28 protein-coding genes are annotated in these 25,216 nt (G+C 69.9%); 17 read left to right on the top strand and 11 right to left on the bottom strand.

All coding sequences use genetic code 11. The features are described from left to right. Positions 1-164: 164 nt before the first annotated feature. Positions 165-1,184, bottom strand: coding sequence for a glycosyltransferase family 4 protein (locus ACBJ59_RS00215; protein WP_375108118.1), 1,020 nt, complete (start codon positions 1,182-1,184; stop codon positions 165-167). Positions 1,185-1,680: 496 nt separating this feature from the next. Next, on the bottom strand, positions 1,681-2,562 hold the full coding sequence (locus ACBJ59_RS00210; RefSeq protein WP_375108117.1) for a universal stress protein: 882 nt from the start codon (positions 2,560-2,562) through the stop codon (positions 1,681-1,683). A 520-nt stretch (positions 2,563-3,082) separates the two neighbouring features. Between ACBJ59_RS00210 and ACBJ59_RS00205 the strand changes: the two genes are divergently transcribed. From ACBJ59_RS00205 to ACBJ59_RS00170, 8 genes are all read left to right on the top strand, one after another. Continuing rightward, entirely contained in the window at positions 3,083-3,340 is a 258-nt protein-coding gene (locus ACBJ59_RS00205) for a hypothetical protein (RefSeq protein ID WP_375108116.1), read from the top strand. A gap of 306 nt (positions 3,341-3,646) precedes the next feature. Further along, entirely contained in the window at positions 3,647-3,958 is a 312-nt protein-coding gene (locus tag ACBJ59_RS00200) for a UBP-type zinc finger domain-containing protein (RefSeq protein WP_375108115.1), read from the top strand. A 19-nt stretch (positions 3,959-3,977) separates the two neighbouring features. Beyond that, positions 3,978-4,979, top strand: coding sequence for an acyl-CoA desaturase (locus tag ACBJ59_RS00195; protein ID WP_375108114.1), 1,002 nt, complete (start codon positions 3,978-3,980; stop codon positions 4,977-4,979). A 305-nt stretch (positions 4,980-5,284) separates the two neighbouring features. Further along, positions 5,285-5,416: a hypothetical protein gene (locus ACBJ59_RS00190; RefSeq protein WP_375108113.1), complete on the top strand. Its 132-nt coding sequence runs from the start codon at positions 5,285-5,287 to the stop codon at positions 5,414-5,416. Positions 5,417-5,560: 144 nt separating this feature from the next. After that, on the top strand, positions 5,561-5,689 hold the full coding sequence (locus ACBJ59_RS00185; RefSeq protein ID WP_375108112.1) for a hypothetical protein: 129 nt from the start codon (positions 5,561-5,563) through the stop codon (positions 5,687-5,689). 52 nt (positions 5,690-5,741) lie between these two features. Further along, positions 5,742-6,041, top strand: coding sequence for a hypothetical protein (locus ACBJ59_RS00180; protein ID WP_375108111.1), 300 nt, complete (start codon positions 5,742-5,744; stop codon positions 6,039-6,041). A 61-nt stretch (positions 6,042-6,102) separates the two neighbouring features. Beyond that, entirely contained in the window at positions 6,103-6,720 is a 618-nt protein-coding gene (locus tag ACBJ59_RS00175) for a hypothetical protein (protein ID WP_375108110.1), read from the top strand. After that, complete coding sequence (locus ACBJ59_RS00170) at positions 6,717-6,926, top strand: hypothetical protein (RefSeq protein WP_375108109.1); 210 nt, start codon at positions 6,717-6,719, stop codon at positions 6,924-6,926. Before ACBJ59_RS00175 ends, ACBJ59_RS00170 begins: the two co-directional genes overlap by 4 nt. Before the next feature lie 50 nt (positions 6,927-6,976). Here ACBJ59_RS00170 and ACBJ59_RS00165 read toward each other — a convergent pair whose 3' ends face one another. After that, on the bottom strand, positions 6,977-7,828 hold the full coding sequence (locus ACBJ59_RS00165; RefSeq protein ID WP_375108108.1) for a universal stress protein: 852 nt from the start codon (positions 7,826-7,828) through the stop codon (positions 6,977-6,979). Between the two features lie 222 nt (positions 7,829-8,050). Here ACBJ59_RS00165 and ACBJ59_RS00160 point away from each other — a divergent pair, with 222 nt between their 5' ends. From ACBJ59_RS00160 to ACBJ59_RS00150, 3 genes are all read left to right on the top strand, one after another. Then, positions 8,051-8,692: a DUF5994 family protein gene (locus ACBJ59_RS00160; protein ID WP_375108107.1), complete on the top strand. Its 642-nt coding sequence runs from the start codon at positions 8,051-8,053 to the stop codon at positions 8,690-8,692. Positions 8,693-8,843: 151 nt separating this feature from the next. Beyond that, a complete protein-coding gene (locus ACBJ59_RS00155) occupies positions 8,844-9,623 on the top strand; it encodes a DUF4389 domain-containing protein (protein WP_375108106.1) in 780 nt (259 codons plus the stop codon). A gap of 268 nt (positions 9,624-9,891) precedes the next feature. Continuing rightward, complete coding sequence (locus ACBJ59_RS00150) at positions 9,892-10,161, top strand: hypothetical protein (protein ID WP_375108105.1); 270 nt, start codon at positions 9,892-9,894, stop codon at positions 10,159-10,161. Between the two features lie 25 nt (positions 10,162-10,186). Here the strand turns inward: ACBJ59_RS00150 and ACBJ59_RS00145 are convergent, their stop codons facing one another. Beyond that, a complete protein-coding gene (locus ACBJ59_RS00145) occupies positions 10,187-11,092 on the bottom strand; it encodes a YihY/virulence factor BrkB family protein (protein WP_375108104.1) in 906 nt (301 codons plus the stop codon). Positions 11,093-11,390: 298 nt separating this feature from the next. After that, on the bottom strand, positions 11,391-11,903 hold the full coding sequence (locus ACBJ59_RS00140; RefSeq protein WP_375108103.1) for a DUF5994 family protein: 513 nt from the start codon (positions 11,901-11,903) through the stop codon (positions 11,391-11,393). Positions 11,904-12,231: 328 nt separating this feature from the next. Between ACBJ59_RS00140 and ACBJ59_RS00135 the strand changes: the two genes are divergently transcribed. Both ACBJ59_RS00135 and ACBJ59_RS00130 read left to right on the top strand, forming a co-directional pair. Continuing rightward, on the top strand, positions 12,232-13,074 hold the full coding sequence (locus ACBJ59_RS00135) for an alpha/beta hydrolase (RefSeq protein ID WP_375108102.1): 843 nt from the start codon (positions 12,232-12,234) through the stop codon (positions 13,072-13,074). Positions 13,075-13,186: 112 nt separating this feature from the next. Beyond that, positions 13,187-13,720 carry a hypothetical protein gene (locus tag ACBJ59_RS00130; protein ID WP_375108101.1) on the top strand — a complete coding sequence of 178 codons (534 nt, stop codon included), beginning with the start codon at positions 13,187-13,189 and terminating at the stop codon, positions 13,718-13,720. Between the two features lie 51 nt (positions 13,721-13,771). Here the strand turns inward: ACBJ59_RS00130 and ACBJ59_RS00125 are convergent, their stop codons facing one another. After that, positions 13,772-14,062, bottom strand: a complete 291-nt coding sequence (locus ACBJ59_RS00125) for an STAS domain-containing protein (RefSeq protein WP_364137241.1) — start codon at positions 14,060-14,062, stop codon at positions 13,772-13,774. Positions 14,063-14,436: 374 nt separating this feature from the next. Further along, the gene (locus ACBJ59_RS00120) at positions 14,437-14,988 is read right to left on the bottom strand and encodes a hypothetical protein (protein WP_375108100.1); all 552 of its coding nucleotides are present in this window, start codon (positions 14,986-14,988) and stop codon (positions 14,437-14,439) included. A gap of 303 nt (positions 14,989-15,291) precedes the next feature. Between ACBJ59_RS00120 and ACBJ59_RS00115 the strand changes: the two genes are divergently transcribed. Together ACBJ59_RS00115 and ACBJ59_RS00110 are read left to right on the top strand one after the other, a co-directional pair. Then, the gene (locus ACBJ59_RS00115) at positions 15,292-15,774 is read left to right on the top strand and encodes a hypothetical protein (protein WP_375108099.1); all 483 of its coding nucleotides are present in this window, start codon (positions 15,292-15,294) and stop codon (positions 15,772-15,774) included. A gap of 102 nt (positions 15,775-15,876) precedes the next feature. After that, positions 15,877-18,414, top strand: coding sequence for a DUF6185 family protein (locus tag ACBJ59_RS00110; protein ID WP_375108098.1), 2,538 nt, complete (start codon positions 15,877-15,879; stop codon positions 18,412-18,414). 318 nt (positions 18,415-18,732) lie between these two features. Here the strand turns inward: ACBJ59_RS00110 and ACBJ59_RS00105 are convergent, their stop codons facing one another. Beyond that, a complete protein-coding gene (locus tag ACBJ59_RS00105) occupies positions 18,733-19,293 on the bottom strand; it encodes a cysteine hydrolase family protein (RefSeq protein ID WP_375108097.1) in 561 nt (186 codons plus the stop codon). Positions 19,294-19,479: 186 nt separating this feature from the next. On the opposite strand from ACBJ59_RS00105, the gene ACBJ59_RS00100 reads away from it, so the two are divergent. Continuing rightward, positions 19,480-20,373 carry a PASTA domain-containing protein gene (locus ACBJ59_RS00100; RefSeq protein WP_375108096.1) on the top strand — a complete coding sequence of 298 codons (894 nt, stop codon included), beginning with the start codon at positions 19,480-19,482 and terminating at the stop codon, positions 20,371-20,373. Between the two features lie 26 nt (positions 20,374-20,399). Here the strand turns inward: ACBJ59_RS00100 and ACBJ59_RS00095 are convergent, their stop codons facing one another. After that, positions 20,400-22,595 carry a DNA/RNA non-specific endonuclease gene (locus tag ACBJ59_RS00095; protein WP_375108095.1) on the bottom strand — a complete coding sequence of 732 codons (2,196 nt, stop codon included), beginning with the start codon at positions 22,593-22,595 and terminating at the stop codon, positions 20,400-20,402. A 455-nt stretch (positions 22,596-23,050) separates the two neighbouring features. On the opposite strand from ACBJ59_RS00095, the gene ACBJ59_RS00090 reads away from it, so the two are divergent. Beyond that, entirely contained in the window at positions 23,051-23,410 is a 360-nt protein-coding gene (locus ACBJ59_RS00090; protein WP_375108094.1) for a hypothetical protein, read from the top strand. Positions 23,411-23,510: 100 nt separating this feature from the next. On the opposite strand, the gene ACBJ59_RS00085 is transcribed toward ACBJ59_RS00090, so the two are convergent. Next, positions 23,511-24,269 carry a MerR family transcriptional regulator gene (locus ACBJ59_RS00085; RefSeq protein ID WP_375108093.1) on the bottom strand — a complete coding sequence of 253 codons (759 nt, stop codon included), beginning with the start codon at positions 24,267-24,269 and terminating at the stop codon, positions 23,511-23,513. Positions 24,270-24,279: 10 nt separating this feature from the next. Then, positions 24,280-25,164, bottom strand: a complete 885-nt coding sequence (locus ACBJ59_RS00080; RefSeq protein WP_375108092.1) for a DUF2268 domain-containing protein — start codon at positions 25,162-25,164, stop codon at positions 24,280-24,282. Positions 25,165-25,216: the final 52 nt, after the last annotated feature.

Below are 25,216 nucleotides of genomic sequence, written 5' to 3'. Positions count from 1 at the left end.
ACCAGAAGGGATGCCGATGCGGCTCGTTCGGTGAAGACGGCTACCCCGTCAGGATGTGCGGTGGAACCCGGAGCCTTCACCGGGGGCCCGTCCTCATGCGGGGGCCCGGCTGTCGCGACCCTCGGCCGATGGCGTGGTCTACGTCCACCTGACAGTATCAGCCGCTAACTTCGTCCTAATATTTCGCGATAGATGCGCAAGTAACTGGCCACCATCTGATCTGCACTGAACCTGCGTTCGGCCCGCGCGCGGCAGCCCGCGCGATCGACCGTCGAGATGCGCGCCAGCGCGGTGACCGCCTCGTCGAGGCCGTCCACCAGGAAACCCGTCACTCCGTGGTCCACGACTTCGGCCATGGATCCGCGCCGGTAGGCGATGACGGGTGTGCCGCAGGCCATCGACTCGACCACCGACAGGCCGAAGGGCTCGTCGAACGCGATGGGATGCAGCAGGGCGGCCCCGCCGCCGAGGATCTCGCCACGCCGTCCAGGTCCCACCGATCCGAGGTACCTGACCCGCTCTCCGTCGACCTTCGGAGCGACCTCCTTCTCGAAGTACCGCTCGTCCTGGACGATCCCGCAGATGGTCAGCGGCATGCCGGCCCGCCGGGCGATCTCGATGGCCGTGTGTGTGCCCTTGTCGGGATGAATGCGGCCGAACGCGATCAGCCGCCGGCCGCCCACCGGGTCGAAGGGGAACGCGTCGAGATCGATGCCGTGGTGCACCGTGGCGACGTAGTCCAGCTCCGGGGCCCGGTCCGCGTCCGAGATGGACACGTAGGCGGACCCGGCACGGGCGTAGGCCGGCAGGATTCCCCTTCCGGAGAATCCGTGAACGGTGGTGAGCAACGGGGCCCGGCAATGCTCGGCGAAGGCCAGGGGCAGCCAGTCGAGATGGTTGTGCACGAGGTCGAACTCGCCCGAACGGCTCAACGCGTGCGCGACATGCATCGCCTCCCACACCCGCCCGTCGAGCGATGGATCGTCGGCGTACCCGCGCGGGCACACTCCGTCCAGCGATGCGGAAGTGACGGAGTCCAGCGTGGCGAACAGCGTCACATCGATCCCGGCGGCGGTGAGCCCCTCGGCGAGCAGGCTCGTGACCTGCTCCCACGGGCCGTAGTGGTGCGGAGGCGTACGCCAGGCGACCGGTCCCAGCAGCGCCACCCTCATCTGCCGCGACATGGGCACCCTCACTCCTTCCGACGCTCGTCCGTCCCGAGCCAACGCCACGGGGGGCCGGACGGAAACAGCCGATTTCGCAAGGCGCCATCACCACAACTGATCACCAGAGGTCCGGCCGCTCCCGGGGACGAGATCGGTGGTGGCGGACCGGCTTGGCATGATGGGGAAATTTGAGGGCAAAGGTGGCGGAGGCCAATGGGCTGCCCCGTCCCCCGGTGGTCCTTCATCTGCGATCGCGTACCGATCGCGTGGAGTGCATGAAGGTTGCTGATGCACGGTAGGCGCAAGTCCGTCGTTTCTGTCCGCCCCTCACCCATCCTCGATCCGCCGCTCGCCCAGGGCGCCGTCGGCGGCATTCCGGGCCCCGATCCGATCCCGCCCGCGGCGATGCGGGACAGGCCGCAGGCGATGCGGCCGATCCGGGTCGTCGCGCCGTCGCCGGTCGGCCCGCGGCTGGTATGCGGCGACGTACCGGTTTGACCCGTGACCGTGGTCGTCAGTCCGGTGGCGGGGTCACGGCCACCGGGCAGTGAACCTCGGACAGGGCAGCCTGCGTGACGGCCCCCAGCAGGGTGCGTTTTCCGGAGCCGAGCCCGCTGCGCCCCAGTACGAGCAACGTCGCGCCCCTGGCGGCTTCGACGATCGCGCGCGGGGGCCGCTCGGCCACGAATTCGGTGGTCACCGGCACGTCCGGGTACTGAGCGGTCAGCGCCGACACCACCTGCTGGAAGCGGGTCTCCGCTCCGGCCCGCACCGCCGCGGCGTCCACGAAGGGGAGCCGGTCAGGCCCGGGCAGGGCACCGGGATCCCACCAAGCGCAGACGGCCGTCACCGTGCCGCCACGCAAGGTTGCCTCGCGCAGGGCGAAGCCGAAGGCCTCCTGACTCGCGGGGGAGCCGTCGACGCCGACAACGATCCGGGCGCCGTAGTGGTCCGCCGGCTCGGCCGCGGGGCGGACGACCACCACCGGCCGGGCACTGTGCGCGGGCACCTGCACGGCCGCCGACCCCACCCTCAGGTCCTCGAATCCGCCCACCCCCCGGGAGCCCAGCACCACGAGTTCGGCCTCGTGCGCGGCCTCCAGCAACACCGCCGAGACCGGGCCCTTGGTCAGGAGCGGCCGGACCTTGATGCCGGTCCGATATTCGCGTACGTGGTCGGCCCCGTTCTGCACCACGGTGGTGGCGACGTGCTCGACCTGCGCCAGTATCTCCTCGCTGATGGGGCGCAAGGGGTATGGCCACTGCCACGCGTGGCAGACCAGTACCGGACAGTCCCTTAGCTGCGCCTCCTCGGCCGCCCATCGCAACGCCTGCTCGCTTCCCGGTGATTCGTCGTAGCCCACCAGGATGGACCGCCCGCCATCACGATCTCTCACTCTGCCTCCCGAAAGGGACCAAATTCGTCTGCTTCGGAGGTCAACTTCCCTCCATCGCCGACTGGAGTCCCGTAGCCGACAAGAGTTTGGACTTTCGCGAAAACGCCTTTCGGGTGTGGTCGGCCACCGCGGTCGCCGGGATGTGGCGGGCCCGCGGATCGCCCTCGATCCGCGGGCCCGCGAGCTCGACGAGCGGCGTGATGTGCGGGAGCCGGTCGGAATTCGTTCTGGTGTGAGATCGTCGCGGTGGTCATGCTGTCTCCTGCGGTCGGGTGGCAGGGGACGACGCGGCCAAGGGGGAGGCGGCCATGAACACGATCGCTGTGGCCGTCGTGAGCAGAGCAGTCGGGTGCCGTGATGTGATCGTCCAAGAGGGTCGACCAGACGGAAGGCGGCAATCTGTGTCCTGCTTATCACCAGGTGTGAACACCCCGTGGACGCCGGCATGGCGACCGGGCCGGTTCGACGGCTGCCCCTCATGGCGTGTGTCGTGGGATCGAGGACGGCAAGGTGAACGACGTTGAATGCCCGACCTTCGCGGCCGCCGGACCCGAACGCCGACGTGGTTCAGGCACTGGCCGAGGTCTTGAAGGAGATTGGCATCGCCGCGCGCACGCTCGCCATTCGGCGCGCGGTGAGCATGGCGTGCCGCGATGACCGGCAGCGGCTCGCCGCCTGCCTGGATGCGATGACGCCCGATCAGCTCGCCGAGGTGGCCGCCGCCGCCCGCTTGCTCAGCACCGAGGCCGAGCAGGCGCTCGCCAGAAGGGAGGAGTGACGGGCTGCGGCCGTCTCAGAAGATGGCCCGGACCCGGTGCGAAAGCGGCGCGGACGCGGCGTTCCCGAATGCCCGGCTCTACGCGCCTCGAACGGCATGCCATGCGGACGGTCAAAGACCGACTCGGCTTCCGTGGCGCGTTCGGCGTCGAATTCCACGGCATATCGGGAACGTGCTGCAGGCTCGCTATCGCGGTAGCTGATGAGCTTAGCTGGGATTGCGTGTTTCCGTCCGCTCGCGGGTCACCTTGACTGGTCGGTGACCAGACGGCGCAGCTTGCGTCGCTGTCACCGTGAGGGGGTCGTCATGACCCTGGACATACAAGGAACAGACGCCACCGACCGCTCGGGCCTGAACGGTCAGGCCCCACGCTGCGATCACGTCGACCAGTTCTCGGCTGTGGTGTACGGACTGCCCGAATGCAAGCAATGCCTGGCCCTCGGACAGACCTGGATGCGGCTACTGGTGTGCCTGACCTGCGGGTGGGTGGCCTGTTCCGACGATTCGCGCGGCGGCCACGCCCGCGCCCACTACCAGGAGACCGACCACCCGGTGGTCGCCACCCTGGGACCGAGGTCGACCTGGCGCTGGTGCTACGTGCACCGCCGGACCGTGTAGACGAGACGAAAGAAGCCATGTGACCATTTCCGAGCAGGCGGCGGAACGCCGCCAGTACTACGACGGCACGTCGCCCTTCCCCGGGGCGGAAGAGCACGTTCCTGCCGGCAGGGCCCAGGTGGGGCTGACGGCCGCGATCGTGGTCCTGCCGTTCATCGCGCTCGGCGTCGCGATCTTCCTGGCATGGGGGCAGGGAGTCACGTTCACCGACCTCTTGCTGGCGGCGATCCTGTACGTGGTGACCGGCCTGGGGGTGACGGTCGGGTTCCATCGGCTGCTCACCCATGCCTCCTTCACCGCGCGGCCGTGGTTGCGCGTGACGCTGGCGGTCGCCGGGTCGATGGGCTTCCAGGGGAACGTGATCGACTGGGTGGCCGTGCACCGCCGCCATCACGCGTTCACCGACCGGCCGGGCGATCCGCACTCCCCCCACCCGGACGGCACCGACCTGCGCGGGCAGCTTCGGGGGCTTGCCCACGCCCATCTGGGCTGGCTGTTCGCCGACGACCGGACCCCGGCCGACGGGTACGCCCCGGACCTGCTGGCGGAGCCGGCCATGCGGCGCGTCGCCCGGGCCTTCCCCGCGTTGTGCGCGCTGTCGCTGGCGCTGCCGTTCCTGGCCGGGTGGGCGTTCTCCGGCACCCTGTACGGCGGCCTGACCGCCTTCCTGTGGGCCGGGCTGATCCGCATCGCGCTGCTCCAGCACGTCACCTGGAGCGTCAACTCGCTCTGCCACGTCATCGGCGACAGGCCCTTCAAGACCCGGCGCCACGACCGCTCGACCAACGTGTGGCCGCTGGCCCTGCTGTCCTTCGGCGAGAGCTGGCACAACGGCCACCACAGCGAGCCCAGCTGCGCCCGGCACGGTGTGGATCGCGGCCAGGTCGACCCGTCCGCCGCCATGATCCGCCTGTTCGAGCGGGCCGGCTGGGTGAGCGACGTGCACTGGCCCGACCACGAGCGCACCCAGCGCCGCCGCGCCGGCCCGCCACCACCCGCCCGCGCCCCGGCAGGAGACTGATCGATGCAGCCTGCGGCTTCGCCGCCTTCATGGCCGCCCACCGGTGTCGCGTTGTCGTGGTGATCGGCCGGGCGAGGCCACCGCCCCAGTCCTGTGCCGCGTCCCGCGTACGAGAATGCTCATCGATTCCAGTGATAACCGCGACCGTGATTGCTCGTTTCCGCATCGTCGGCCGGGAAGCACACTGGGGCTCTACGCCGCGTATCCGCGGCGAATCCGCAGGCTCATGGCTCATGGACGTGTACGGATCAACGAGATCCACGCCCGGGCCGGATGACCGAGCTGCGCGGTGAAAGGAAAGCGCGATGAGCTTGCGATGGGAGATCGACAACAAGGTACAGGCCCTCAAGGGCTGGGTCAGGCGGCGCTTCGGCCGCGCGACCGGTAACCAGCGTCGCCAGGTCGCGAGCAAGGACGTTCCCACTCCGCCACGGTAGCGAGCCTGGCAGCCGCTCTGCCGGCAGATCCAGCGGCTGGAACGAGCACTCGGCGTGAGCCTGCCGGACCGCGGCCCCCTGCTTCGACCGGTCCGGAAGACCGATCCCGTGCAGCCATCGATGCACCGCCAGAGGAGTACGGCCATGGACATCATCGCCTGGAACATCCTCGGACCGGTCGCCGGTGCCGTGGCCGGAATGCCGGCAGTCGTGCCGCCCGGCCACCACCTGATCACCGGCAGACGCTCGAATCGCCGGGCAGGCCGCCGATGAGCCCGCCGAGCGCCCTGCGAAGCTCGCGCCCCGGCTGTGGCGGAAAGCTCGCGTGATGGTCATCGCCGGAGCCATCGCGGTCATCGCCTTCGGCGCCATCCTCACCTTCGCGCCGGACGACGGGTCGGTGGGCGGATTCGCACTGCGTGGCGCGGGGATCGTCCTGATGCTCGGCGGTGCTCTCGGATTGTTGCTGGCCTTGCTCCGCACCGGGTCACGCTGGAGCCAGTCGACCGCCCGCAGCCGGCAGGATGCCATCGACCACCGGCCACGCCCGAATCGGAAAGAGCCGGTAGGCCACGCCGCCAGGCGAGCTCGCGGCCACGGACCTCCCGGTAGTCGCCCGCCCTGACCAGCCGGGAGAGACGGTTGACCGGATCCTCATGCAACTCGTGGAGACAGACATGCCCTCGATGACCACAATCGTCGCGGTCGCTGTGGTGGCGATCCTGGTCGCGGCCATCGGTTTCGTCATGGTGCAGCAGCGCTGGGAACGCATTCTCCGGCACGTCACCCGCCGAAACCAGGCCGTGCCGAACGAAGCAGACGACCGCAGCGGGGCCGAGCAGGATCCACGAGCCCGGCCAGGGCGAATCGCCACCCTCGACATCAAGCCGCTCACCTCCGAGTCACGGCAGGCCTGCATCGAACGCTGGACAACGATCCAGAAGCAGTTCGCCATCGCGCCGGGCCCGGCAATGAGCGCGGCTCACCGGCTGGTCACGGCCACCATGACCGAACGGGGATATCCCACCGAGGACCTCGTCAACCGGGAACCGGAATGGCCGGTGGTGCACGGCCGGACGCTGCACCGCTACCGGCAGGCCCACGAGATCAGCGCCCGCGCCGCCCAAGGCAGTGTCTCCACCGAGGACCTGCGACAGGCCATGGTGCACTACCACGTCCTGTTCCAGGACCTTCTCGACGACACCGGCGAACACCACCCTCAGCTCGCCGAGGGCACCCGCTACGACCAGCCGACGCTCCAGGGAGACCCCCGGACCGTCTCGCGAAAAGGTGACACGACATGAACCTGCACAACGACGACGAACACGAACACCACCACGAAACCGCTGACCTGCCGCCGCTCCCGCTCGTGCCCGTGCCGAGGCCCGGCAACGAAGGCAAGAGCAGGCTGCCGCCGCCATCTGACAAGCTCGTGTTCGGCCCGGTAGCCCGGTCCGACGTATCGCCGGCGCCGCCCGAGCCGCTGGTCAGCAGCGATCCTGCCGGCTGACCTGCTCTGCCGGCCGCCGGCCGGGGCTCAGGTCTCCGGCCAGGGCGCCGTCATGGCCGTACCACCACGACGGAGCTGCGCGCGTGGTGCAGGACGCCGAGGGTGACGGATCCGAGCATCACGGTGCCGATCGCTCCTCGGCCCTGGGAGCCCACGACGACCAGATCCGCCTTCTCGGAGGCGCGGGCGAGGGCGTCGACCGGGTGGGCGCGCCGGACGTCCTCGATCACCTGGACCTGCGGATATCGCTGCCGCCATCCCAGGAGGATGCCGGCAGCGGTCCGACACTGGGCGGCGTGGATCTCGTCCAGGTCATGGGCGCTTTCGGGGATGTGGGCGTGGGGCGGCGGTTGCCACGCGTACACGGCGCGCAGCCTGCTCGCGCGGAGCATCGCCTGCTCGAAAGCGTACGCGAGGGCCGGTTCACCGGCGTGATAGTCGTCCAGCCCGATGACGACCTCCCCATGGGCGACGTCGGGAGCCGCGCGGACGACGACCACGGGACCGTGCGCGTGCCCGGCCACGTGGGTGCTCACCGAGCCCAGCACGGCTCCGGGGAAGCCACCAAGGCCTCTGGCGCCGATCACGATCTCGGCGGAGTTGCCGGCTTGACCACGCAGCACCGCGGCGGCGGCACCCTCATGGAGCTCGCCGGCGACGTCGAGGCCGGGCTGTCGCTTGCGCGCGACCTCCTCTGCCTCGCTCAGAACGCTCTGCGCGCTGAGCGCGATGGCATCACCTTGGTCCGGGGTGGAGAACTTGGCGATCTCGTACGGCGAGCGGTCCACGACGTGCACGATGCGGAGCCGGGTGGCCGCGCGTGCGGCGGCGTCGGCCGCCCATTCGACGGCTGCGGTCGCGGCTTCCGACCCGTCGGCTCCCACGACAATGACACGATTCATGGCTCCTCCATATTTGGACCGGCTATTTGCTCATCGCTCGAAACGGCAATATGCAGGGCTCCGAGCTGTCCCAAGGATGCTCTCCGGACCGGGAGCAGGAAACAAGTAATCGCCGACCTTGTTATCACCACGATCGATAACCGTGCTGATTTCACCGATAACGACTTGATGTCGTTCCTTTTCTCGCGAAAAGAGGTACAATGAAAATACCGAGGACATTTCGTGCGTTGGCATTCAGTTGGCGTCGCCCGCGGCGATAGACCACTTCCGGCCCATGATTCGGGCTTGACAGGCCAGGCAGCGATGATGACAACAACAACATTCCGCACACCGTCGAACCCCATTACCGCTGCCGTCCCCCCGGCTCATTCCGCGCTCAGGCTCAGCCTGAACGCCCTCCTTGACCGGAGAGGCACGGTCGACGGGGCGTGGTGGCCCCGCAGCCGCGACACCGCCGGCGAACTGCCCGCCCTCATCTCGGCCGTCGACGAGCGGCTTGGCAGGGCCGTTCTGCGTGTGGGCCTGTATCGGGACGCATGGGACAACATCCCGGCCCGCATCCCGGCCCGCGGCCGCCAGGTCAGGGTGGGCTGGTTCCTCAGCGCCGACCCACACCTGATCACCCTGAGCGTCGCGGGGACCGCGCCCATCACCTTGCTGGTCATTCCCCCCGGCACCGCGAACGTCCAGGCCATGGCCGCGCTCACGCTCGCCGCCGCAGGCACGGTCGGTGTCCGTCCCGCTGACATCCTCCAGCCCGGTGCCGCGGACGAGGGCACACCCGGCCGCGACGGCTCGGCCTCCTGGGAGAACGAGGGTGGCCGCCTCACCGATCTCGAGCCCGCGCGACCCGCCGTAACCTGAGCCTGCGCCGCGGCGCCGTTCCCGGCGGTCACCGACTTCCGACGAAGACGGACACTACCCGGTCCCTCGGCGCGACCAGGGACGCCCGTAGCTGGGCGCTCATGTGCGACCCCCGCCTTCCTCCGGCTCTCTGACAAGAGAGGAACCGACCATGAGCTCGACAACCCCGTTCGCCACGCGAGCCCCCACACCCGCGGTCCGGCCGTACCCGATCCGGGTGCACGCCCAGCAGGACGTTTCTCTGTCCCGCTGGTTATGGCTGGTGAAATGGCTGCTGATCGTTCCGCACGTGCTGATTCTGATCCCGCTGTGGATCGCCTTCTGCCTGCTCACCCTGATCGCGCTGGTCGCGATCGTGATCACCGGCCGGTATCCGCGGCCGATCTTCGACTTCAACGTCGGTGTTCTCCGCTGGAGCTGGCGAGCGGGCTATTACGCCTACAACGTGCTCGGCACCGACCGCTACCCGCCGTTCGCGCTGCGGGAGATCCCCGGATACCCGGCCGGACTGCGCGTCGAGTACCCGGCGCGGCTGCACCGCGGTCTCGTTCTGGTGAAGTGGCTCCTGGCCGTCCCGCACCTCCTGGTCGTCGGGATCCTGTTCAGCGGCAGCGCGTGGTTGAGCCGGCAGGCCGGCGGCGAGATATGGAGCTGGGGCGGCGGCGGTCTGGTCGCACTGCTCGTCCTGATCGCCGGGGTCGCACTCGCCGTCACCGGCCGGTACCCCCGGCCACTGTTCGATCTCATCCTCGGTCTGAACCGCTGGGGGCTGCGGGTCGCCGGCTACGCGGCCCTGATGACCGACCGGTACCCGCCCTTCCGTCTCGATCTCGGCGGAGCCGACCCAGGAGCCGACCCAGGAGCCGACCCCGGCGGCACAGCCGTCCCGAGCCGGGAGCCCGCCGCTCACTCCGGTCTGGACACCGCGTAGGAGATCACGGGGGAGTGCCCGCTACGTGGGCACTCCCCCCGACCTCACGCGGTGGTCCCCCCAGCGACCCGACTGGCGCCGACCTACGACGTCGCGCCCCGGCATCACCCTGCACGATGCCGGGGCCTCCCTCCCAAGAAGCTGTCTCCAATGAAGGGGCGGACACCGCTTCGGCGGCGGTCCTGGCAGCGGCTCATCAAAGAGCGCAGCATCGCCGAGTACGCCGGATGGCTCGCGAAGAGAGTGATCATGGGTCACGATGGCCAGTATGAGCAACGACGACGATGACGCGCGCGCCGAGCTGGAGGAATGGAGCGAGTTCATCGGCCGGATCCGTTACGACGGGCCACGTCCCGGTGACGCCGGCGACGAGCGGGTGGCCGACGAGGCGGTGTCCAACGAGTTCTCCAGCTGGGGGCGACTCGACGGCTCCGCCGAGATGAACAACCTGATCTGCCGCGCCTTGGAGATCGGCTACCTGCGGGCGTTGCAGGACGTGCGCGAGCAGCGCATCGCCGGGCTGGGCCCCACCGTCTGACCTCGGTATGGACGGCGCGGCCCGCCTACGCGGGTCCCGATCGGTCTGACCGCGTGGCCAGGTCGGTGACGTCCCCGGTGGCGCTGGTGGCCGCCAGCGCGGTGGCGAACAGGATGAGCTGGTTGAGCACCTTGAGGAAGAGCAGCATCGCCACCGCCCCGGCGACGACCTGGTAGGCGGGGTTGGCGGCGGTGAGGTTGAGCAGGGCCTGGCCGAGCGTCTTGAGGATCTCCAGGCCGATCGTGATGACGAGCGCCGGCGCGATCAACCGCCGTAGCGGCAGGTGCAGCCGTGGTGGCGCGGTCAGCAGCGCCATGGCCAGCAAGGTGTTGACGGCCAGTCCCAGCACGAACGCCGTCACCGACAGCACCCCCCGGGCCGGGGTGGCGTCCACACCCACGGTGCTCACGGCGAGCCAGGTCAGCACCCACTCGGCGGCGAAGGCGACGGTGAGCGACAGGGAGAGCAGCACCCCGAGCCCGGCCACGATGCCCAGGTCGATGACCTGGCGCAGGAAGAAGTTGCCCGGATACTCCTCGAGCCGCCAGATCGCCCTGGTCGCCGAGCGCAGCGTGTCCATCCAGAACAGGCCCGTCAGCGGCAGCACCACGCAGGCCACCAGCCCGGCCGTGCCTCCGGCGTTGCGTAACGCCTGCACGTCCAGGCGCGGGAAGGTGTCGCTCAGGTAGCGCTGCATCTCGGTCAGCGCCGGCGGATAGTCCAGGATGCGGCTGAGGATGGCGAATCCCAGCAGGGCCAGGGCGAAAGTGGCGAAGAAGGCGTAGTAGGTGAGCGCGGCCGACAGCCGGCCGGCGTCGGCCTTGTCGTAGCGGATCAGCGCGCGGACCGTGTGATCGAGCCAGCCGTGCCGGCTCCTCGCACGCTCCCAGCCTGCCGCCATCCGGCCGGCCCAGCGGCGCGCGGCGTTCATGGCCGCACCCGGTACGTCGGCGGGATCCGGCCGTGATCGCGCGCCGGGGTCGTGTCACAGAAAATGGCTCACCGCGCCGTAGTGAGGAGCTGACAGGGGGAATGCCCCCTACCCCTTGGCGCTGATTTCATCTCTCCAACCTGCCCTGACCGAGCGAGGCGGTGTCGATGACGGTCATGGGCGTCTCCTCGTTGGAGAAACTGGAACGGATGGGAAGCCTGCCGGCCGGAGATCGGCCCGCCGCCATTACCGGCGGTGCCCTGAGCCGCTCAATCCGGCCGGCAGGCGGTACGTGGGGTCACACGGGTGCTGACCGTTCGCCGGTCGAGGTGGCCGTCCGGCCCTCGTTCACCCTGTCGAGGATGCCGTCGAGCGCCAGGCCGGCGATGTCCTGGGCGGAGAGCCGGAGCGTCGCCTCGGCGGCCCCGGCTGGCGTGCCCGGCGGGATGACCAGCAAGACGACCGGATCGCCCGAGGCGAAGCTGAGAGTGATCACGCGCGGGTCGGTGTAGCGGAACCAGCCGATGCGGACCTGCCGCCCGCGGGCCGGAACGCGGGGCGGGATGTTCTGCCACGCATCCCCATGGACGCCGATGCGGAGCGTGACCCGATCGAGCAGCCGGTCGGCGGCGGCGATGAGGCCGGGCAGTTCGGCCGCCGCGTCGGAGGAGCGGGGCCACCAGGCTCCGTCCACCACGGACCGGTGGTTCGGCAGCGGGTGGAGGGTGAGCCGTGCCGCGGAATCAACCTGCGGGACAGACGACGACGGGGAGCCGAGCGGTGCCGGTTGAGGAAGAAGCGTCGACGTCATGCTCGCCTGACCTGTCCGGGCCCGTCGAAGGGCCGGTGGTGGTTCGCCGCGGGCGACGCCGACCTGAGTGCCAACGCTCGAAGAGTCCTCGGTTTCCTTATCGTACCCCGTGACGGGGTGATGTCGGTCTCCTCCGGTTATCAGCTGAGGAGATGAGCCTCGCGTGTATTGCCCGTTTCCTCGGGCCGCGTACTGCTGTCCGCTGGAGGCGACGACACGGATCTCGGAGGCACTCGTGGCAGCCAACCCCCATCCCCTGAAGGTGGCCGGCACCCGGCGACCTCCACGGCTGCCGGCAGCCTGACCAATGACCTTGCAGGAGAGCCCCATGACCGACAACACAGAGACCAAGCCCCCCATCGTCCTCATCCATGGGTTGTGGCTGACCCCGCGCGCCTGGGAACACTGGATCGAGCGCTACACCGGGCTCGGCCACCAGGTGTCCGCCCCGGCCTGGCCCGGCATGGAGATCGAGGTCGAAGCCCTGCGCAAGAACCCGGAGGTCATGAACGGCCTGGGCGTCACCGAAGTGGCCGACTTCTACGAGAAGATCGTCCGCGAGCAGACCCGGCCGCCCATCATCGTCGGCCACTCCTTCGGCGGCCTGATCACGCAGATCCTGCTGGACCGCGGCCTCGGCGTCGCCGGCGTGGCGATCCACCCCGCCCCGATCCAGGGCGTGTGGCGGCTGCCGATCAGCAGCCTGCGTTCGGCCTTCCCGGTCCTGTCCAACCCCGGCAACCGCTCCAGGACCGTGGCGCTGAGCGCCAAACGGTTCCATTACGCGTTCACCAACACGCTGACCGCGCAGGAGTCGGAGGCGATCTACCAGCGTTACCACGTGCCCGCCCCCGGCCGGCCGCTGTTCCAGGCCGCCACCGCCAACCTGCGACGGCACCCCGCCACCAGGGTGAACGTGCACAACGACACCCGCGCCCCGCTGCTCCTGATCGCCGGCGGCGCCGACCACACCGTCCCCGTCACGCTCGTACGGGAGACCTACCAGCGCTATCGCAAGTCCCGTGCGGTCACCGACTACCAGGAGTTCGCCCGCATGCCGCACTTCTCCCTCGGCGCCCCCCAATGGGAGCGAGTAGCCGATCACGTCGTCTATTGGGCCGAGCGGCACATCGCGAGATCCGCCAGGAAGAGCGGCGGAGACACGCGGTAGGCGGCGCCGTCACGCGCTCATGGGAGAGATCGCTAGGGTGTGGCATGCGTTTCGCCAGACGTGAACGCTCCGCTCCGCCCTCCGGCGGCTCGCCCACGGGAAATGAGTGCTGATGCTGACAGGGTTCTTACGCGACCAGTGCTTCACGACGGCGTGGTTCGGACTGATGGCCTTCGTGTGGTTCGGCTGGGCTCAGGAGGACCCGGATCGGCGCTGGAGGATCTGGCTGGGCGCGGGGTCGGTGCTGGGCGTCGGGTTCGCGGTGGCTTACGGGGTGCTGACCGCCGCGAACTGGGGCCAGCCGAGCGCGCTGGAGGGGAAGTACGCCTGGTTCGGCGTCCTGGTCGCGGCAGAGGTCGTCGCCGCGGGAGCCGGGTGCCTCGTGCTGGCCAGGCGCGGGGCGTCCCGGTGGATGGCGTGGTGGGTCGCGCTGGTCGTGGCGGCGCATTTCCTGCCCCTGGCGCTGTTGCTGGAGGACCTCGGTGTGGCGGTCGTCGGTCTCGTGCAACTGGTCGCGCTCGGCGTGGCGGCACGAAGCCTGCGCGGCGCCACCACGCCGACCAGCCGATCGGCCGGGCCGATCATGGGCGCGACCTTGCTGCTGAGCGCGGCGATCAGTGCCGTGCTCGCCGCGCCAGGACTGTGAGGACTTTCGCGGGTGGGCGACCGGCTCCGGTCCGGCGGCGAACCGCGAAAGTCACAGCAGGACGCGATCCAGCCCGGTCAGCCGCAGCAGCCGGGCCATGAGCACCGGCACCGCCACCAGCCGCAACCGCCCTCCCGCCCGTACGGCCATGAGCCGGCTCACCACCAGGGCCGACAGCCCTTGCGCGTCGATGAACGACACCCCGGCCACATCCAGCACCACATCGGCCCGCCGCTCCCGCAGCGCCCGGCGCACCGCCGTGCACAGCGCCGGCTTGCCGACGATGTCCAGTTCCCCGGACACCACCAGCGTGCCCGGTCGCCGGCCGTCCTCAATCGTCACGCCACCCACCGCGCCGCTCCGCCCTCTCCGTGAGGGGACCGGACGAGACGCCCCCTCCGGCGTCCCGCCCGCACGTCGATGGCCTGCGGATCCGCCTCCGTCACCGGCCCCTTGGTCTCCCCACCAGCGGGCTCGGCTGTTTGCTCGAGGTGCGTGTCGCAAGGTCTGGGCGGCACGGGCAGCTGCGCACGCAACACGCGCTGCCACACGACCGAAGATTGCTCATAGTTATCGATCGCATACAAAGAGAAGTGTAGTGTCGCTGCGGCCATCGCAAGGCGCAATTCCGTCAATCCACTACTGATGGCAGGTGACGAACGCGCCGGGTGAGATCAAGAGGGGGACTGGGTTCGGTCAGCGGTGACGGTGCGCCGTCATGCCGGGACCGCCAAGCTCGGCCGGCCCTGGAGCGGCCGGCCGGATACCGGCCCGGTCAGAGGTTCGCTCCACAGCCGCCGCAGGTTGTCGATGGCGGAGATGTCCGGCAGGTCCTTGGGCCGGCGAGCGGATGCCTTCCACGCGAGGACGTCGCCCAGCCGCATGAACGGGATCCCGTCGATCAGATCGGCGGTCTCGATGAGGCGGTGCGTCGACCATCCGGGCGTCCAGCGGTCGACGAACTCGATGGCGAACGCCGGGTGGTTGATCACCTGCCCGTGGCCGGACGGGGCCGCCCTGGGCGTGACCCCGAGGGCGAGCGCGATGCCCCACGCGGCGCCGCGGGCCAGCACGTCCAGGTCGCCCATGCAGGTCCGCAGATTGCGTACGTACAGGACGGCGGAACCGCACACCACGTAGTCGCCGTACGGGAGGTTCAGCCGGGCGAGTTCGGTGAAGAGGCCTGCCGGGTCCGTCACCAGCGTGCGCGGCTGCGCCACGGCGGCTGGATGCCGCGGCGGCGCGTCGGCGCGAAGCCGGTACATCATGTGTTCGTCCTTCGGGCTGGGGGATGTGAGGGTGCCGCGCCGGCCGGGGCCGCCATGACGGTGGCGATCAGCGCGAGGAGGAGGAGTACGGCCGCCCAGATGCGTCTGGCTGCTGCGGGATCGCGGGTGCCCCCCCGGCCTTCGGCGAGCACGGAATCCGGCCTCCCCCACCATCGCCCCTGGCCTTCGATCGTTCTGCGCACATCTACCCGCTGGCCTGGTGCTCCTGCGCACAGCGCGGCGGCTCCGGATGTGATGTGCTTTGACGCCAAGAGAGGGAGGATTCGGGGGAGTTGCCCGCCGGTGAGCTTCGTTCGCCGCAAGGAGGAGACCGTGGTCGCCGCGCCGCCCCCGAACGCTTTGCCGCTGCTCACGATGACCGCGGTGGGCGCCATGCTGCTCGCCGGCCGCGGCAGCCCCGTGCTGTGCGGGCCGTGCCCTGGAAACAGGGTGCAACTCATCGCGGACCAGGCGATCCTGGCGGCGGGGCGGACCTACGAGCTGTGCGACGGACGGGGGCCATGCCAGGAAGGCGCCTGGGTGGTGCCCACCGGCACCGGCGCGCCCTCTGCTGCGGTTCCGGCCTTCGGCGTCTCACTGCCGGGAAAGCTCCAGGACTATTCACGCGTGACAGTCAAAGCCGTCGTACGTGACCAGTCCGGGCGGGAGATCGGGGAGAGGCAGGCGACGTTTCCCGAATATCAGCCCATTGAGCACCCAGAGACCTGTCAGTGCCAGGACGCTTCCGTCGAGCTGCGGGTGAGGGCGACGGTCGGCCGCTCCTGACCTTTGCGGGTTCGCTCACTGCGAACCGTGATCGTCCCGGGGCTCGCACCGTGGTGAGGGCGGGAGCCATGGTGACCGCCGGGATACGATTCCGAATCATTCGTGATCGACGGGTCCGCGCCGCACCTCTTCGCCGTCAGCATGTGCCTCATGCTGCGCCGCCTGCGTTCGGGTCCGTTCCCGGCACGGACCCGCCTCGCCGCCCGTCCGACCCGGATCCGGAGATCGGACCGGCGCCCGTGGAAACCGGGGGAGAAGGCCCTTCTGGCGTCCCTCCTGCTCTCCGCGCTCGCTCTGACCGGGGCGGTGATGGCGATCGTCGACACCGGCGTGAACCACCCGGCCACGGCCGCCGGCTGCCGCGCGGACGTCCTGGCGGACGCGAGGATGACGGCCAGGCTGGCGGTCGTGGCCGACCACGTGGACATCCCGTCGATCCGCAGCCGGTTCACCGTCTCGATACCGGTGAGCTGGCCGTGGACCGGCGACCTGCTCGCCCATCCCGAATCGGCCGGATACCGGCACGCCATGCGCTGCCTGTTCGGCCCCGCCGGCGAGTCCGGCAGCGAGTGGGAGGAGCGGCGGCACCTTCCCACGGTGGAGATCGGCGACTCGACCGTGACGGTCGCGGACGAGGTGGAGACCTCCGCCAACAACGCCGGCACGGCCACCGCGGTCGGCCCCTGGCGTACGGACCTCACACCCGCGGTGTGGAGCCTCACTCTCGCCGCCCCCAAGGCGCTGGACCGGGCGACCTGGGAGCGGATCGACGTACACCTGCCTGCCGGTTGGACCTCCGACCCGGGACTCACCCCGGACACGGCCCGGGCCGGCGTCCTGACCTGGACGGACAAGACGGCGTTACGGGAGCAGCCGGTCCTCACCCTGACGCCTGACCTGCAGGCCCGCGCGGTGGTGGCCATGGCGGAGGTCCCGGGCAGCACGTGGGCCTTCGCCATGGAACACCTGTCCTATGCCGCCGTGCTGGCCTGGGCCCTGGTGGCGGTCCGGCGGGCGCGCGCGGAGGAGCCCTGGCGGGCCGAGCACCCGCGACGGTCGGCCGGCTCCGACAGCCGGCGGTACCTGGCGGCCACCTCCCGCCGGGCGTACCGCATCCTCCTGCTGCAGGTCGTGGTGTCGCTCGCCGTCGTCGCCGACATGGTCCTCTACGACGCGCTGGACACCGGGGGGATCCTCGACACGGAGCCTTGGAGGCAGCTGTACATCCTGCTCGACGTGCTCTTCTGGACGTCCATGATCGTTGTGGTGGCCAGGATCGGCGCGTTCCGCATCCCCCTGTGGGGAATCGTGCTGATGGTCCTCGGTCCCTTTGTCGCCGACGAGTCCGGAATCCTGCTGAACGCCTACATCGTCACCCTGACCGTCGTCATGACCGTGCTCCAGCTTCTCCACGTGATGCGCGATCGCCCCTTGGACGAACAGGTGGGGCGGGTCCGCCGCTGGGTGGTGCTCGGCGGGCTCGCGATCGCGACCGCGGCGATCGCGGTCTTCGTCAACCATCACGCACAGCGTGTTCCGTACTCGAACTGGCTCCACGACAAGGTGCAGCCCTTCGACGAGCTCGTGACCGGCGTCACCTGGTACAGCTGGGACCTGGCGCTGACACTCACCGACCTGCTCGCCGCTGTCACCATCCTCGCCGTGATCGCGCAACTGCACGCCAGAACCGCGGTGCACGGCCCGCTCGCGGCCGGGCGCGACCTCGCGCTGGTCATCTGGGTCTTCGCGGCGGCCACGTTCGACTGGACCGACAGCCTGCTGGGGACCTCGTTGCCCCTGTCCGTGGTCGCGGCCGGGCTCGTGCTCTGGCTCGCGCTGGCCTGCAGCCGGTCATGGGCGCCGCTGAACCGGCCGGCGGTTCGCGCCGCCGTGGAACGGCTGCCCGGCTCGGCGGTACAGAAGCACGCCGCGCTGCTCGACGAGGCCCGCAGGCGTTATCGTTCCTCCCGCGCGGAGCAGGATGAGCGGGACGAGCCCGCGACGGACGACATCGACTACGTACGCCTGGCCTTCGCGTACGGGCCCCACCTCGACCCCTGGCGGACGGCCCGTTTCGCCGCCGCCATCACGGGCGCGCTGGGCTGCGTTCCCGCGATCTGGTTCCTGTACGCCGAGCTCAGCACGCCGTACTGGAGCGTCGCCGGCGGGCAGCCCCTCGGTGGGCTGCGCGTGCCCGCGCTGGTCCTCCACGAGATTCTCTTCTGGTCCGTTCCCGGCCTGCTGCTCGGCCTGCTGTGGCGGCATCTGCCCGGCCGGGCCGGCGCGATCAAGGTCCTGCCGATCGCCGTGAGCTATGTCGTCGCCGCGCTCGGGCACCAGCTGGTGTCGCGGCTGATCGGCCAGGACCCCGCCGTCTGGACGGTGCAACGCTCGCTGCTCGTCTGGGGTGTGCTGTCCATGGCCGCCATCGCGATCGACGTCAAGACCGTGCGCCGGCTCGAACGCCGGCCCACGACCACCAGGAACGATCTCGCCGCCCTCTACGGGTTCGTCGGCTGGCCGGCGCGCCTGAGCGGGGTGCTGCCGCAGGTGGTCGCGGTCGCGCTGATGGTCTACGTCGTCCTCCAGCCGGACGCCGGCCTGGTGCAGAGCGATCCTCTCCAGGTCCTCAAACGCTGAGGCGGGGTCACGGCCATCGTCGCCCGCACCCGCGGCCTGGCCAGGGGCTGCGGCAGTCCGGCCGGCTGGACGGTCGGTCCCGTCATCGCCGCGGTGTCGGCTGCCTGAGCACCTCGGTGAGGGCCGAGATGCTGTGATCGCCGTGGCCCGCCTCAGCCGCCGCCTCACCAGGTCGTGGAGCGGGGCGAGCCAGGCCGTGTCGACGCTCGTCTCCTTGGCCAGGTCCTCGTCGTGGGGTGCAGTACGGAGGAAGCGGCGTCGGTGTAGTCGCCGCTGTAGTACAGCAGGGTGTCCGGCGCTCCCACGGCCGAGGGCCGGTCACAGGCGGGCGGTCCACTCGTGGCCGGTGAGGACGTCAGCACCCCTGGCCGGGAAGACGCGGTTGATCAGGAAGTCGTGCACGTCCGGTTCCGCGTCGGCGCAGGCGTCGCTGAGCACCGTCACGTGGTAGTCGCGGTCGGAGGCGTCGTAGAGGGTAGCGGCGATCATCGCGCCGGTCGCGACACCGGTCAGCACGATCGAGTCGATGTGCTGGGCGCGCAGGAGCCGATCGAGGTCGGTCGCCGCGAAGGCGCTGGCGCGGCGCTTGAGGACGACGGCCTCGCCCGGCAGCGGCGCGATGCGCGGGTGCACGAGCGTCTCGGGGGATTCTTCGTGAAACAGCGTCCCCGCCCCGTGCAGGCCGCTGATCAACCGGTTTCCCGCGGCCACATCGAGGCCTGAGGCCCGGAGCCCGAAACGGATGAAGATCACCGGGATTCCGGAGGCTCGGGCCGCGGGGAGCACCTTTTCCACGACGGGGAGCACGCCGGCAGCGAAGGGATAGTTGTCCACGATGCCCGCCTGCAGGTCTCCGACGATGAGCGCGGTGGTGGTCATACGGTTTCCTTGTCTGTACGGGCGCGCCGCCGGCCATCCTCACGGCCGTATCCCTGGCGCTGTTGCCGTCGATCTTGTACGGATCCAGTACGACGATAGTGGGACACACCGGTGCTCATGAACTACCGTGGACAGCGGGTGAGCCGGGAAGCCTGGTCGGCATCGGCAACGATGCCCGGAGGCCGGATGAATCCCGAAGTGGGAATTGCCGTCGCGCTCGCCCTGGCTGTGCTTGCCTTGCCGGCCACTGGATTCCTGCGAAGAAGGTCCCGCATTCTCTCCCGCCGGGCAGAGCTGGAGCGGGTACTCGCCGCCGTGGAGGAGGACATCACCAGCTTCGGCGAGGAACTCGATCAGCTGGACTTCCCACCCGGGGAACCCGAAGCCGACGAGGACATGAGAGCGGACATGATCAAGGCTCTCGACAGCTACGAGACCGCGAAGAGAACGGTCGCGCGGGTGGTGCGCCTGGAGGATGTGAGCGCCGTGACCGAATGCCTGATGGAGGGCAGGTTCACGCTGGCGCTCCTGGACGCGCGCCGTACCGGAAACCCGCTTCCCGAGCGACGACCGGCCTGCTTCTTCGACCCGCGCCACGGCATGTCCACGAGCGATGTGCCGTGGACCCCACCGGGAGGGGTCACCCGGCCCGTGCCGATGTGCGCGGCAGACGCCACGCGTGTGGCGAACGGCGCCGAACCGGTGATACGCGAAGTCGTCACCGCGAGTGGTGAGCTGCGCCCTCACTGGGAGGCCGGCCCGAGCTACCGCCCCTGGGCCGACCCCTACTTCGGCGACTTCGACATGGCACGCTCACCGCAGCCGCCCTTCTGGCCGCTGCCACGCCACATGACCATCACCCCCGACCTCACCGGCATGGCGATCGACGACGCCCGGCTCGATGCCTCGCGTGCCCACGTCGATCTGGACGCTCGACACATCGATCCCGAGTCACCTCCCACGCAGGGCATCGTGGCTCGTCAGCACCCTCAACCGGGTGACCAGGTGGTCAGGAACACCACGGTCACCGTGTGGCTGCGATTCGCGCTGCCGTACCCGACGTGGGGCAAGCCGCGCTGACACCTCGAGGTTGCCGCCGGACAGGCTCACAGCTGGATCCGACGTGGGTCGGAGATCTCCTTCGCGGTGGTGGCCGCCTCCATGCGGTCGAAGGGATCCGCCGCGGCGAGGTCACCGAACGACAGCCGGGTGAGGCCCTCGATTCGCCGCACCGGCACCTGGAAGGTCTTGTACTCGCCGTACGAGAAGTCCTCGGGCACGACCTCCAGGCCGTTGATGAGCCGTTCCTGGCTGAGCAGATATCCGGTCGCGGACAACTCGCCGGTCCGCTTCACCATGACGACGACCTTCCAGAACTGGCGGGGGAGCTGAACCCCCCGGTACGGATCGTCGTCGTCCGCCAGGACCGGCCCCGTGAAGACACTCACCGTGAGGTCCCGGTTGTCGGCGTTCTCCAGGATGTAGTCCTCCAGCCCGGCCCAGGTGGTCTGGTTCTGGTTGAAGTCCGCGTGCTGCGGGGCGCAGTTGGTGAAGTGGAAGGTGTCGTCGTTGCCCAGCTTGGCGACCCCGCGAGAGGGGCCCCACGCGGGGTCCAGGCGGCGGACCAGGTGACCGCGGTCGAGCGGGTTGGCGCGGTAGATCTCCTCACCGGCCTGGTGTTCGTCAGGAACCCGCGGGTCGAAAGTCCAGCGGTCGGGCTCCCTGCGCAGCCGGACACTGGCGTTGCCGTCGATGTTGACCGCCGTGAAGAACGCCAGCCGCCGCCGCTTGTTCAACACCACACTGAAGTGGTGGTAGGGCAGCACGTACGGAGGGCCGGCGGCGGGTGAAGGAGAGCGGTTGACCGCCGCCAGCGGCACCAGGTCGGGATGCAGGGCGGGCAGCGGGACGCGATGGCCCCCGGCGAGGAAGGCCGGGTCGTAGCCCCGGCGGGTGGAGTAATCGGGATCGATGGAGACGGCCTCCTGCGTCGGCGACTGTCTGCCGGGATCGGCCGCCTCGCACCGGATGTACAGGTCGAACGGCGCCGTGACCGCCAGGGTCCGCGCCGTCCCATCGGAGGGCGGCCGCACCGTTCCCTCAGACGGCGTTCCCTCAGCCGGCGTTCCCTCAGACGTCGTTCCGGCGGGCACCGGTCCGTCAGGCGTCCACCCATCGGGCGTCCACCCGTCATGGCCGGGCCGCGCCGTTCCAGCGGGCGTCGGACGCGCCACCCCGTCACTCGCCGCCCCGTCACTCGCCGCCCCGTCACTCGCCGCCCCGTCAAGCGGCGGGCGCGGCTCCCTGGGCGTGGTGCCGGTCAGCCTGATCTGTTCGGCGAACACCCTGTCGAGCAGGGCCTGCTGTGCGGAGGGGAGCCGCTGGTCGCGGAGGAAGGCGAGCAGCCGGCTCACCCTGATCCCTTCGTTGACGATGCCGCCGAGCTCCGCATGCCCGGGTGCCGCCACGCTCGCATGATGCAAGGCGACGATCTCCCACTGGTCGTTGAAGACAGGGGAACCGGAGGAGCCCGGATCGGTGTCGCTCTCGTAGTGCAGGAACAGGTCCTTGACGTCGACGATCCGGTTCTCTCGCAGGGCGATCTGCTTCTTCTCGCCCCGTGGGTGCTGGATGATCGTCACGAAGTCCCCGACGATCGCCTTGCCCTCCGCCTGCACCAGCGGGTTGAACCCGAACGACGCCAGCTGCGCCGGGCTCGCCTTGACGGCCACGAGTGCGATGTCCAGCCCTTCGTCGGCGAGGAAGAAGCGGCCCGGGTCCAGCGGCAGGTCCCGTAGCGGGCGCGGGCGGCCGTCGATACCGTCCTGGTAGTCGAATTCGACGATGCTGGGCTCGGCGGTGCCGGCGTCGCTCAGGACGTGATGGTTGGTCAGCAGCAGCTCCGGCGACACGAGCGAGCCGGTGCCGTACCCCGCGAGCCGTCCCCGCCGGTCGCGGATCGTGATCCGGCCCACCGCCCGTGCGGCGGCGACGCCGCCCTCCAGGTACGCCACGCCGAGCAGGTCGTTGGTCTGGATGATCCGTTCCAGGATCGCGCCGGCCGCCGCCATCGCCGCCGGCTCGTGCGCGGCGATGGCCGCCGGGCTGACCGGACGCACATCCGGGTGATAGCGGCTGAGCCGGTCGATCCGGGTCGCGATCCGCGCCGGGTCGTCGGCCATGGCGATCCCGCCCGGCTCCTGGAGGAGCTCGATCCTCCGGCGGCGCTCCTCGCTACGCTCCACCACGCGGGCCTCGACGGCCTCCTGCAATCCGGTGGGCACCATCACAGCGGAATCCATCTCGCCCCCGACTCCGTCGCTCCACATCGCCCCAGGTAGGGCGCTGTTTCCCTGTCTAACCTCAGGCGGGGATCCGCGTCGCGGACGACGCACGCCGAGCACCATTCATGGCCGACCCTTTAGGGATCGTCTGCGTCCAGGCGGGGCTTGGGCCGGCTGCGCCTGCCCCTGGGAGGCAGGCGAGGGGGGTTCAGGGGGGTGGCCATCGCCATGGCGCGTGGAGACCTCACCGATCCGTGGCCGAGCGGGGCCCGATCCAGGGGTTACGGCGGCGGTCCAACGCGGTGATGCGGCAACAGGATCCGCCCAGCAAAGCTCGCCATGGAACCGAAACCGGACTTTCGACCGTCCTCTCGATAGAAGGGATCGACCAACCGCCCACCCATCGCATCAGTCCCCGTGACAGCCCGTAGGTCAACTCCGCTGGACCCCGTTCGAATAAGGAGTACGAATCGGTGAATCCACACGCGCTCACCCACCGGGCAAACCGACTCGGCTGGGATGTGCAGACCGTTCCGCGATCCTCCGGCCCTACGGTCATCCTGCGGCGTGACGGCTGGCGTCTGGAAATCGCCTTCGACGGTCACGCACCCAAGGAGGCCACCGCCAACGAACCCGGTCACAACGTCGGCAGGCAGCTCAACCTCCGCTCGATCAACGACTTCGTACACCAGCCACGCACAGATCGGTTAGCTCGCCCGCGCCACGATCGACGGCAGGATATCCGCCGCCCGGGCGACCATGAAGTGGGCAAGCATCTCGACGACGGAGACGGCGACCGCGACCAGGACGCCCTGCGGGACGGTGATCGTTGATCGTCATCCGATGTGCGGGTACGGCCCCGCAGGTGACGAGGCGTTCAGGCCGTGGCGTTTCCACGAACCGCCTGCTGTCGCGGTCCGCGGACCGCACGAGCTACATCCGGGTCCGGGCGTACGTGTGCAGTGCGTCGCGGACGAACGCCGCCCCCGCGGCGTCGTCGTACATGCCGGTGAAGCGGGGGTCGTCGACGTACATGTCCCCCAGGCCCTTCACCATCTCGATCGAGCGCTCCCGGTCGCCGTCGGCCGTGGGGGTACCCGGGATCTGGCTCAGCCACCGGACGTGCCGGGCGGCCAGCGACTGAGCGTGTTCCGATGCCGGGGAAAGCCCGGCCTTCGCCGCGGCGACCCATGCGGCGACGAGGTCCTCGGTGTCCTGCTTCCAGGCCCGCTGCTGGTCGAGGGTCTTGCCGTGCCACCAGTCGTTGCTCACTTGGAACGCGCGCTCGCCCCAGCGTGAGATCACCTCGTCCTTGTAGTGGTCGTTGAACCCCGCCAGCATGACGTCCATCCGCGGTTCCGCCCCCGCCTGTAGGGCCTCCAGCGTGTGACGCACCGAGCGGATCTGGCGTTCGATGCGGTCCCGTTCCTCCTCCAGCGCGGCGATGTGGCCGCGGAGCCCGTCGCACGTGTCCACCTCGTCCGCCAGGACCTTGGCGATGGCCGGCAAGCCCATGCCGAGCCGGCGCATGAGCAGGATCCGCTGTAGCCGGGCGACCGCGCCCGAGTCGTAGTAGCGGTAGCCGTTCGCGCCGACCCGGGACGGCGACAGGAGCCCGACGCGGTCGTAGTGACGCAGGGTGCGGCTGGTGATGCCGGCCCTCGCCGCGAGCTCCTGGATCGTCCACTCCATCGTCCCAGTGTCACCCGCGGCGCAGCGTGGTCGCGATGATCTCCGAGCTGTCGGCGTGCAGGGCCTGCGCCGCCGTCCGCCCGGTCGCCGCCAGGTAGGTGTCGACCAGCCGGTTGCCGGCGGCGTACCCGGCGCCCATCGGCAGTCCCACCGGGGTGACGCCGAGGTGCTCGGCGCCGGGGTCGCCGTGCACCCAGGCGGTGAAGTTGTGCATGCCTGTCACGTCGAGTCCGGTGAGCACCTTGGCGAAGACCTCGTCGTCGTGCAGGTGCGGCACGCCGATGCGGGCGGGGCCGAGCTCGTCGCCGTAGAGCTGACGGGCGAAGGCGTCGGCCAGGCCCTCACCGACGATGTGCTCGCCGACCGTGACGGTCATCGGGTCCCACACGACCCCGCCCGGGCTCCACCGCAGGTTGTGGTGCAGTTCGTGCACGGCGGTGGCCTCAAGTCGCTCCACGTTCTCGGGGAAGGGCCAGCACGTGATGGCGATGTTGCCCGAGATGCCGCCGAACCCAGTCAATCCTAGGCAGGGACCCATGAAGTGTTCGTCACCCGGATCGCCGAGGACGAACAGCACGGTGATGTCCGGGGCCTCCAGCCCCGGCGTCGCCTCCAGCAGTACGGCGAGAGCGTTGTCGAGCGCGCGTTGCATCCGCTCCCAGGCCCCGGCCGCCGCCAGGGTTTCGAGCGCCGCCAGGCAACGTTCCTCGTCGCGGTCGATGGGGAACCCGGACGATTGGAGGTGTACGGCTACCAGGTCAAGCTCGCCGGGGTGGTAGCGGTACATACCCTTGTTGGCCTCCAGCATCGAACGCAGCAGGTCAACGCGGTCCGCGACCGGGGACAGCAGGATTCGCCGCATGGCGGCGTAGGTGTCAAGAACAGTGATCGACATGGCCCCGATGCTAGAAGTTGACGCAGCGTCAACGTCAAACCGGCGGCGCCCG

It is taken from the genome of Nonomuraea sp. MTCD27 (assembly GCF_041950495.1).
GTDB lineage: Bacteria > Actinomycetota > Actinomycetes > Streptosporangiales > Streptosporangiaceae > Nonomuraea.
This window is presented reverse-complemented; position numbering and strand designations above follow the sequence as displayed.

Excerpts from the sequence above, each read along its gene's own strand:
- ACBJ59_RS00215 (WP_375108118.1), bottom strand. The coding sequence starts at position 1,184 with ATGTCGCGGCAGATGAGGGTGGCGCTGCTGGGACCGGTCGCCTGGCGT.
- ACBJ59_RS00200 (WP_375108115.1), top strand. The coding sequence starts at position 3,647 with ATGACCCTGGACATACAAGGAACAGACGCCACCGACCGCTCGGGCCTG.
- ACBJ59_RS00190 (WP_375108113.1), top strand. The coding sequence starts at position 5,285 with ATGAGCTTGCGATGGGAGATCGACAACAAGGTACAGGCCCTCAAGGGC.
- ACBJ59_RS00185 (WP_375108112.1), top strand. The coding sequence starts at position 5,561 with ATGGACATCATCGCCTGGAACATCCTCGGACCGGTCGCCGGTGCCGTG.
- ACBJ59_RS00175 (WP_375108110.1), top strand. The coding sequence starts at position 6,103 with ATGACCACAATCGTCGCGGTCGCTGTGGTGGCGATCCTGGTCGCGGCC.
- ACBJ59_RS00170 (WP_375108109.1), top strand. The coding sequence starts at position 6,717 with ATGAACCTGCACAACGACGACGAACACGAACACCACCACGAAACCGCT.
- ACBJ59_RS00165 (WP_375108108.1), bottom strand. The coding sequence starts at position 7,828 with ATGAATCGTGTCATTGTCGTGGGAGCCGACGGGTCGGAAGCCGCGACC.
- ACBJ59_RS00155 (WP_375108106.1), top strand. The coding sequence starts at position 8,844 with ATGAGCTCGACAACCCCGTTCGCCACGCGAGCCCCCACACCCGCGGTC.
- ACBJ59_RS00150 (WP_375108105.1), top strand. The coding sequence starts at position 9,892 with ATGAGCAACGACGACGATGACGCGCGCGCCGAGCTGGAGGAATGGAGC.
- ACBJ59_RS00145 (WP_375108104.1), bottom strand. The coding sequence starts at position 11,092 with ATGAACGCCGCGCGCCGCTGGGCCGGCCGGATGGCGGCAGGCTGGGAG.
- ACBJ59_RS00140 (WP_375108103.1), bottom strand. The coding sequence starts at position 11,903 with ATGACGTCGACGCTTCTTCCTCAACCGGCACCGCTCGGCTCCCCGTCG.
- ACBJ59_RS00135 (WP_375108102.1), top strand. The coding sequence starts at position 12,232 with ATGACCGACAACACAGAGACCAAGCCCCCCATCGTCCTCATCCATGGG.
- ACBJ59_RS00130 (WP_375108101.1), top strand. The coding sequence starts at position 13,187 with ATGCTGACAGGGTTCTTACGCGACCAGTGCTTCACGACGGCGTGGTTC.
- ACBJ59_RS00120 (WP_375108100.1), bottom strand. The coding sequence starts at position 14,988 with ATGATGTACCGGCTTCGCGCCGACGCGCCGCCGCGGCATCCAGCCGCC.
- ACBJ59_RS00105 (WP_375108097.1), bottom strand. The coding sequence starts at position 19,293 with ATGACCACCACCGCGCTCATCGTCGGAGACCTGCAGGCGGGCATCGTG.
- ACBJ59_RS00100 (WP_375108096.1), top strand. The coding sequence starts at position 19,480 with ATGAATCCCGAAGTGGGAATTGCCGTCGCGCTCGCCCTGGCTGTGCTT.
- ACBJ59_RS00095 (WP_375108095.1), bottom strand. The coding sequence starts at position 22,595 with ATGGATTCCGCTGTGATGGTGCCCACCGGATTGCAGGAGGCCGTCGAG.
- ACBJ59_RS00085 (WP_375108093.1), bottom strand. The coding sequence starts at position 24,269 with ATGGAGTGGACGATCCAGGAGCTCGCGGCGAGGGCCGGCATCACCAGC.
- ACBJ59_RS00080 (WP_375108092.1), bottom strand. The coding sequence starts at position 25,164 with ATGTCGATCACTGTTCTTGACACCTACGCCGCCATGCGGCGAATCCTG.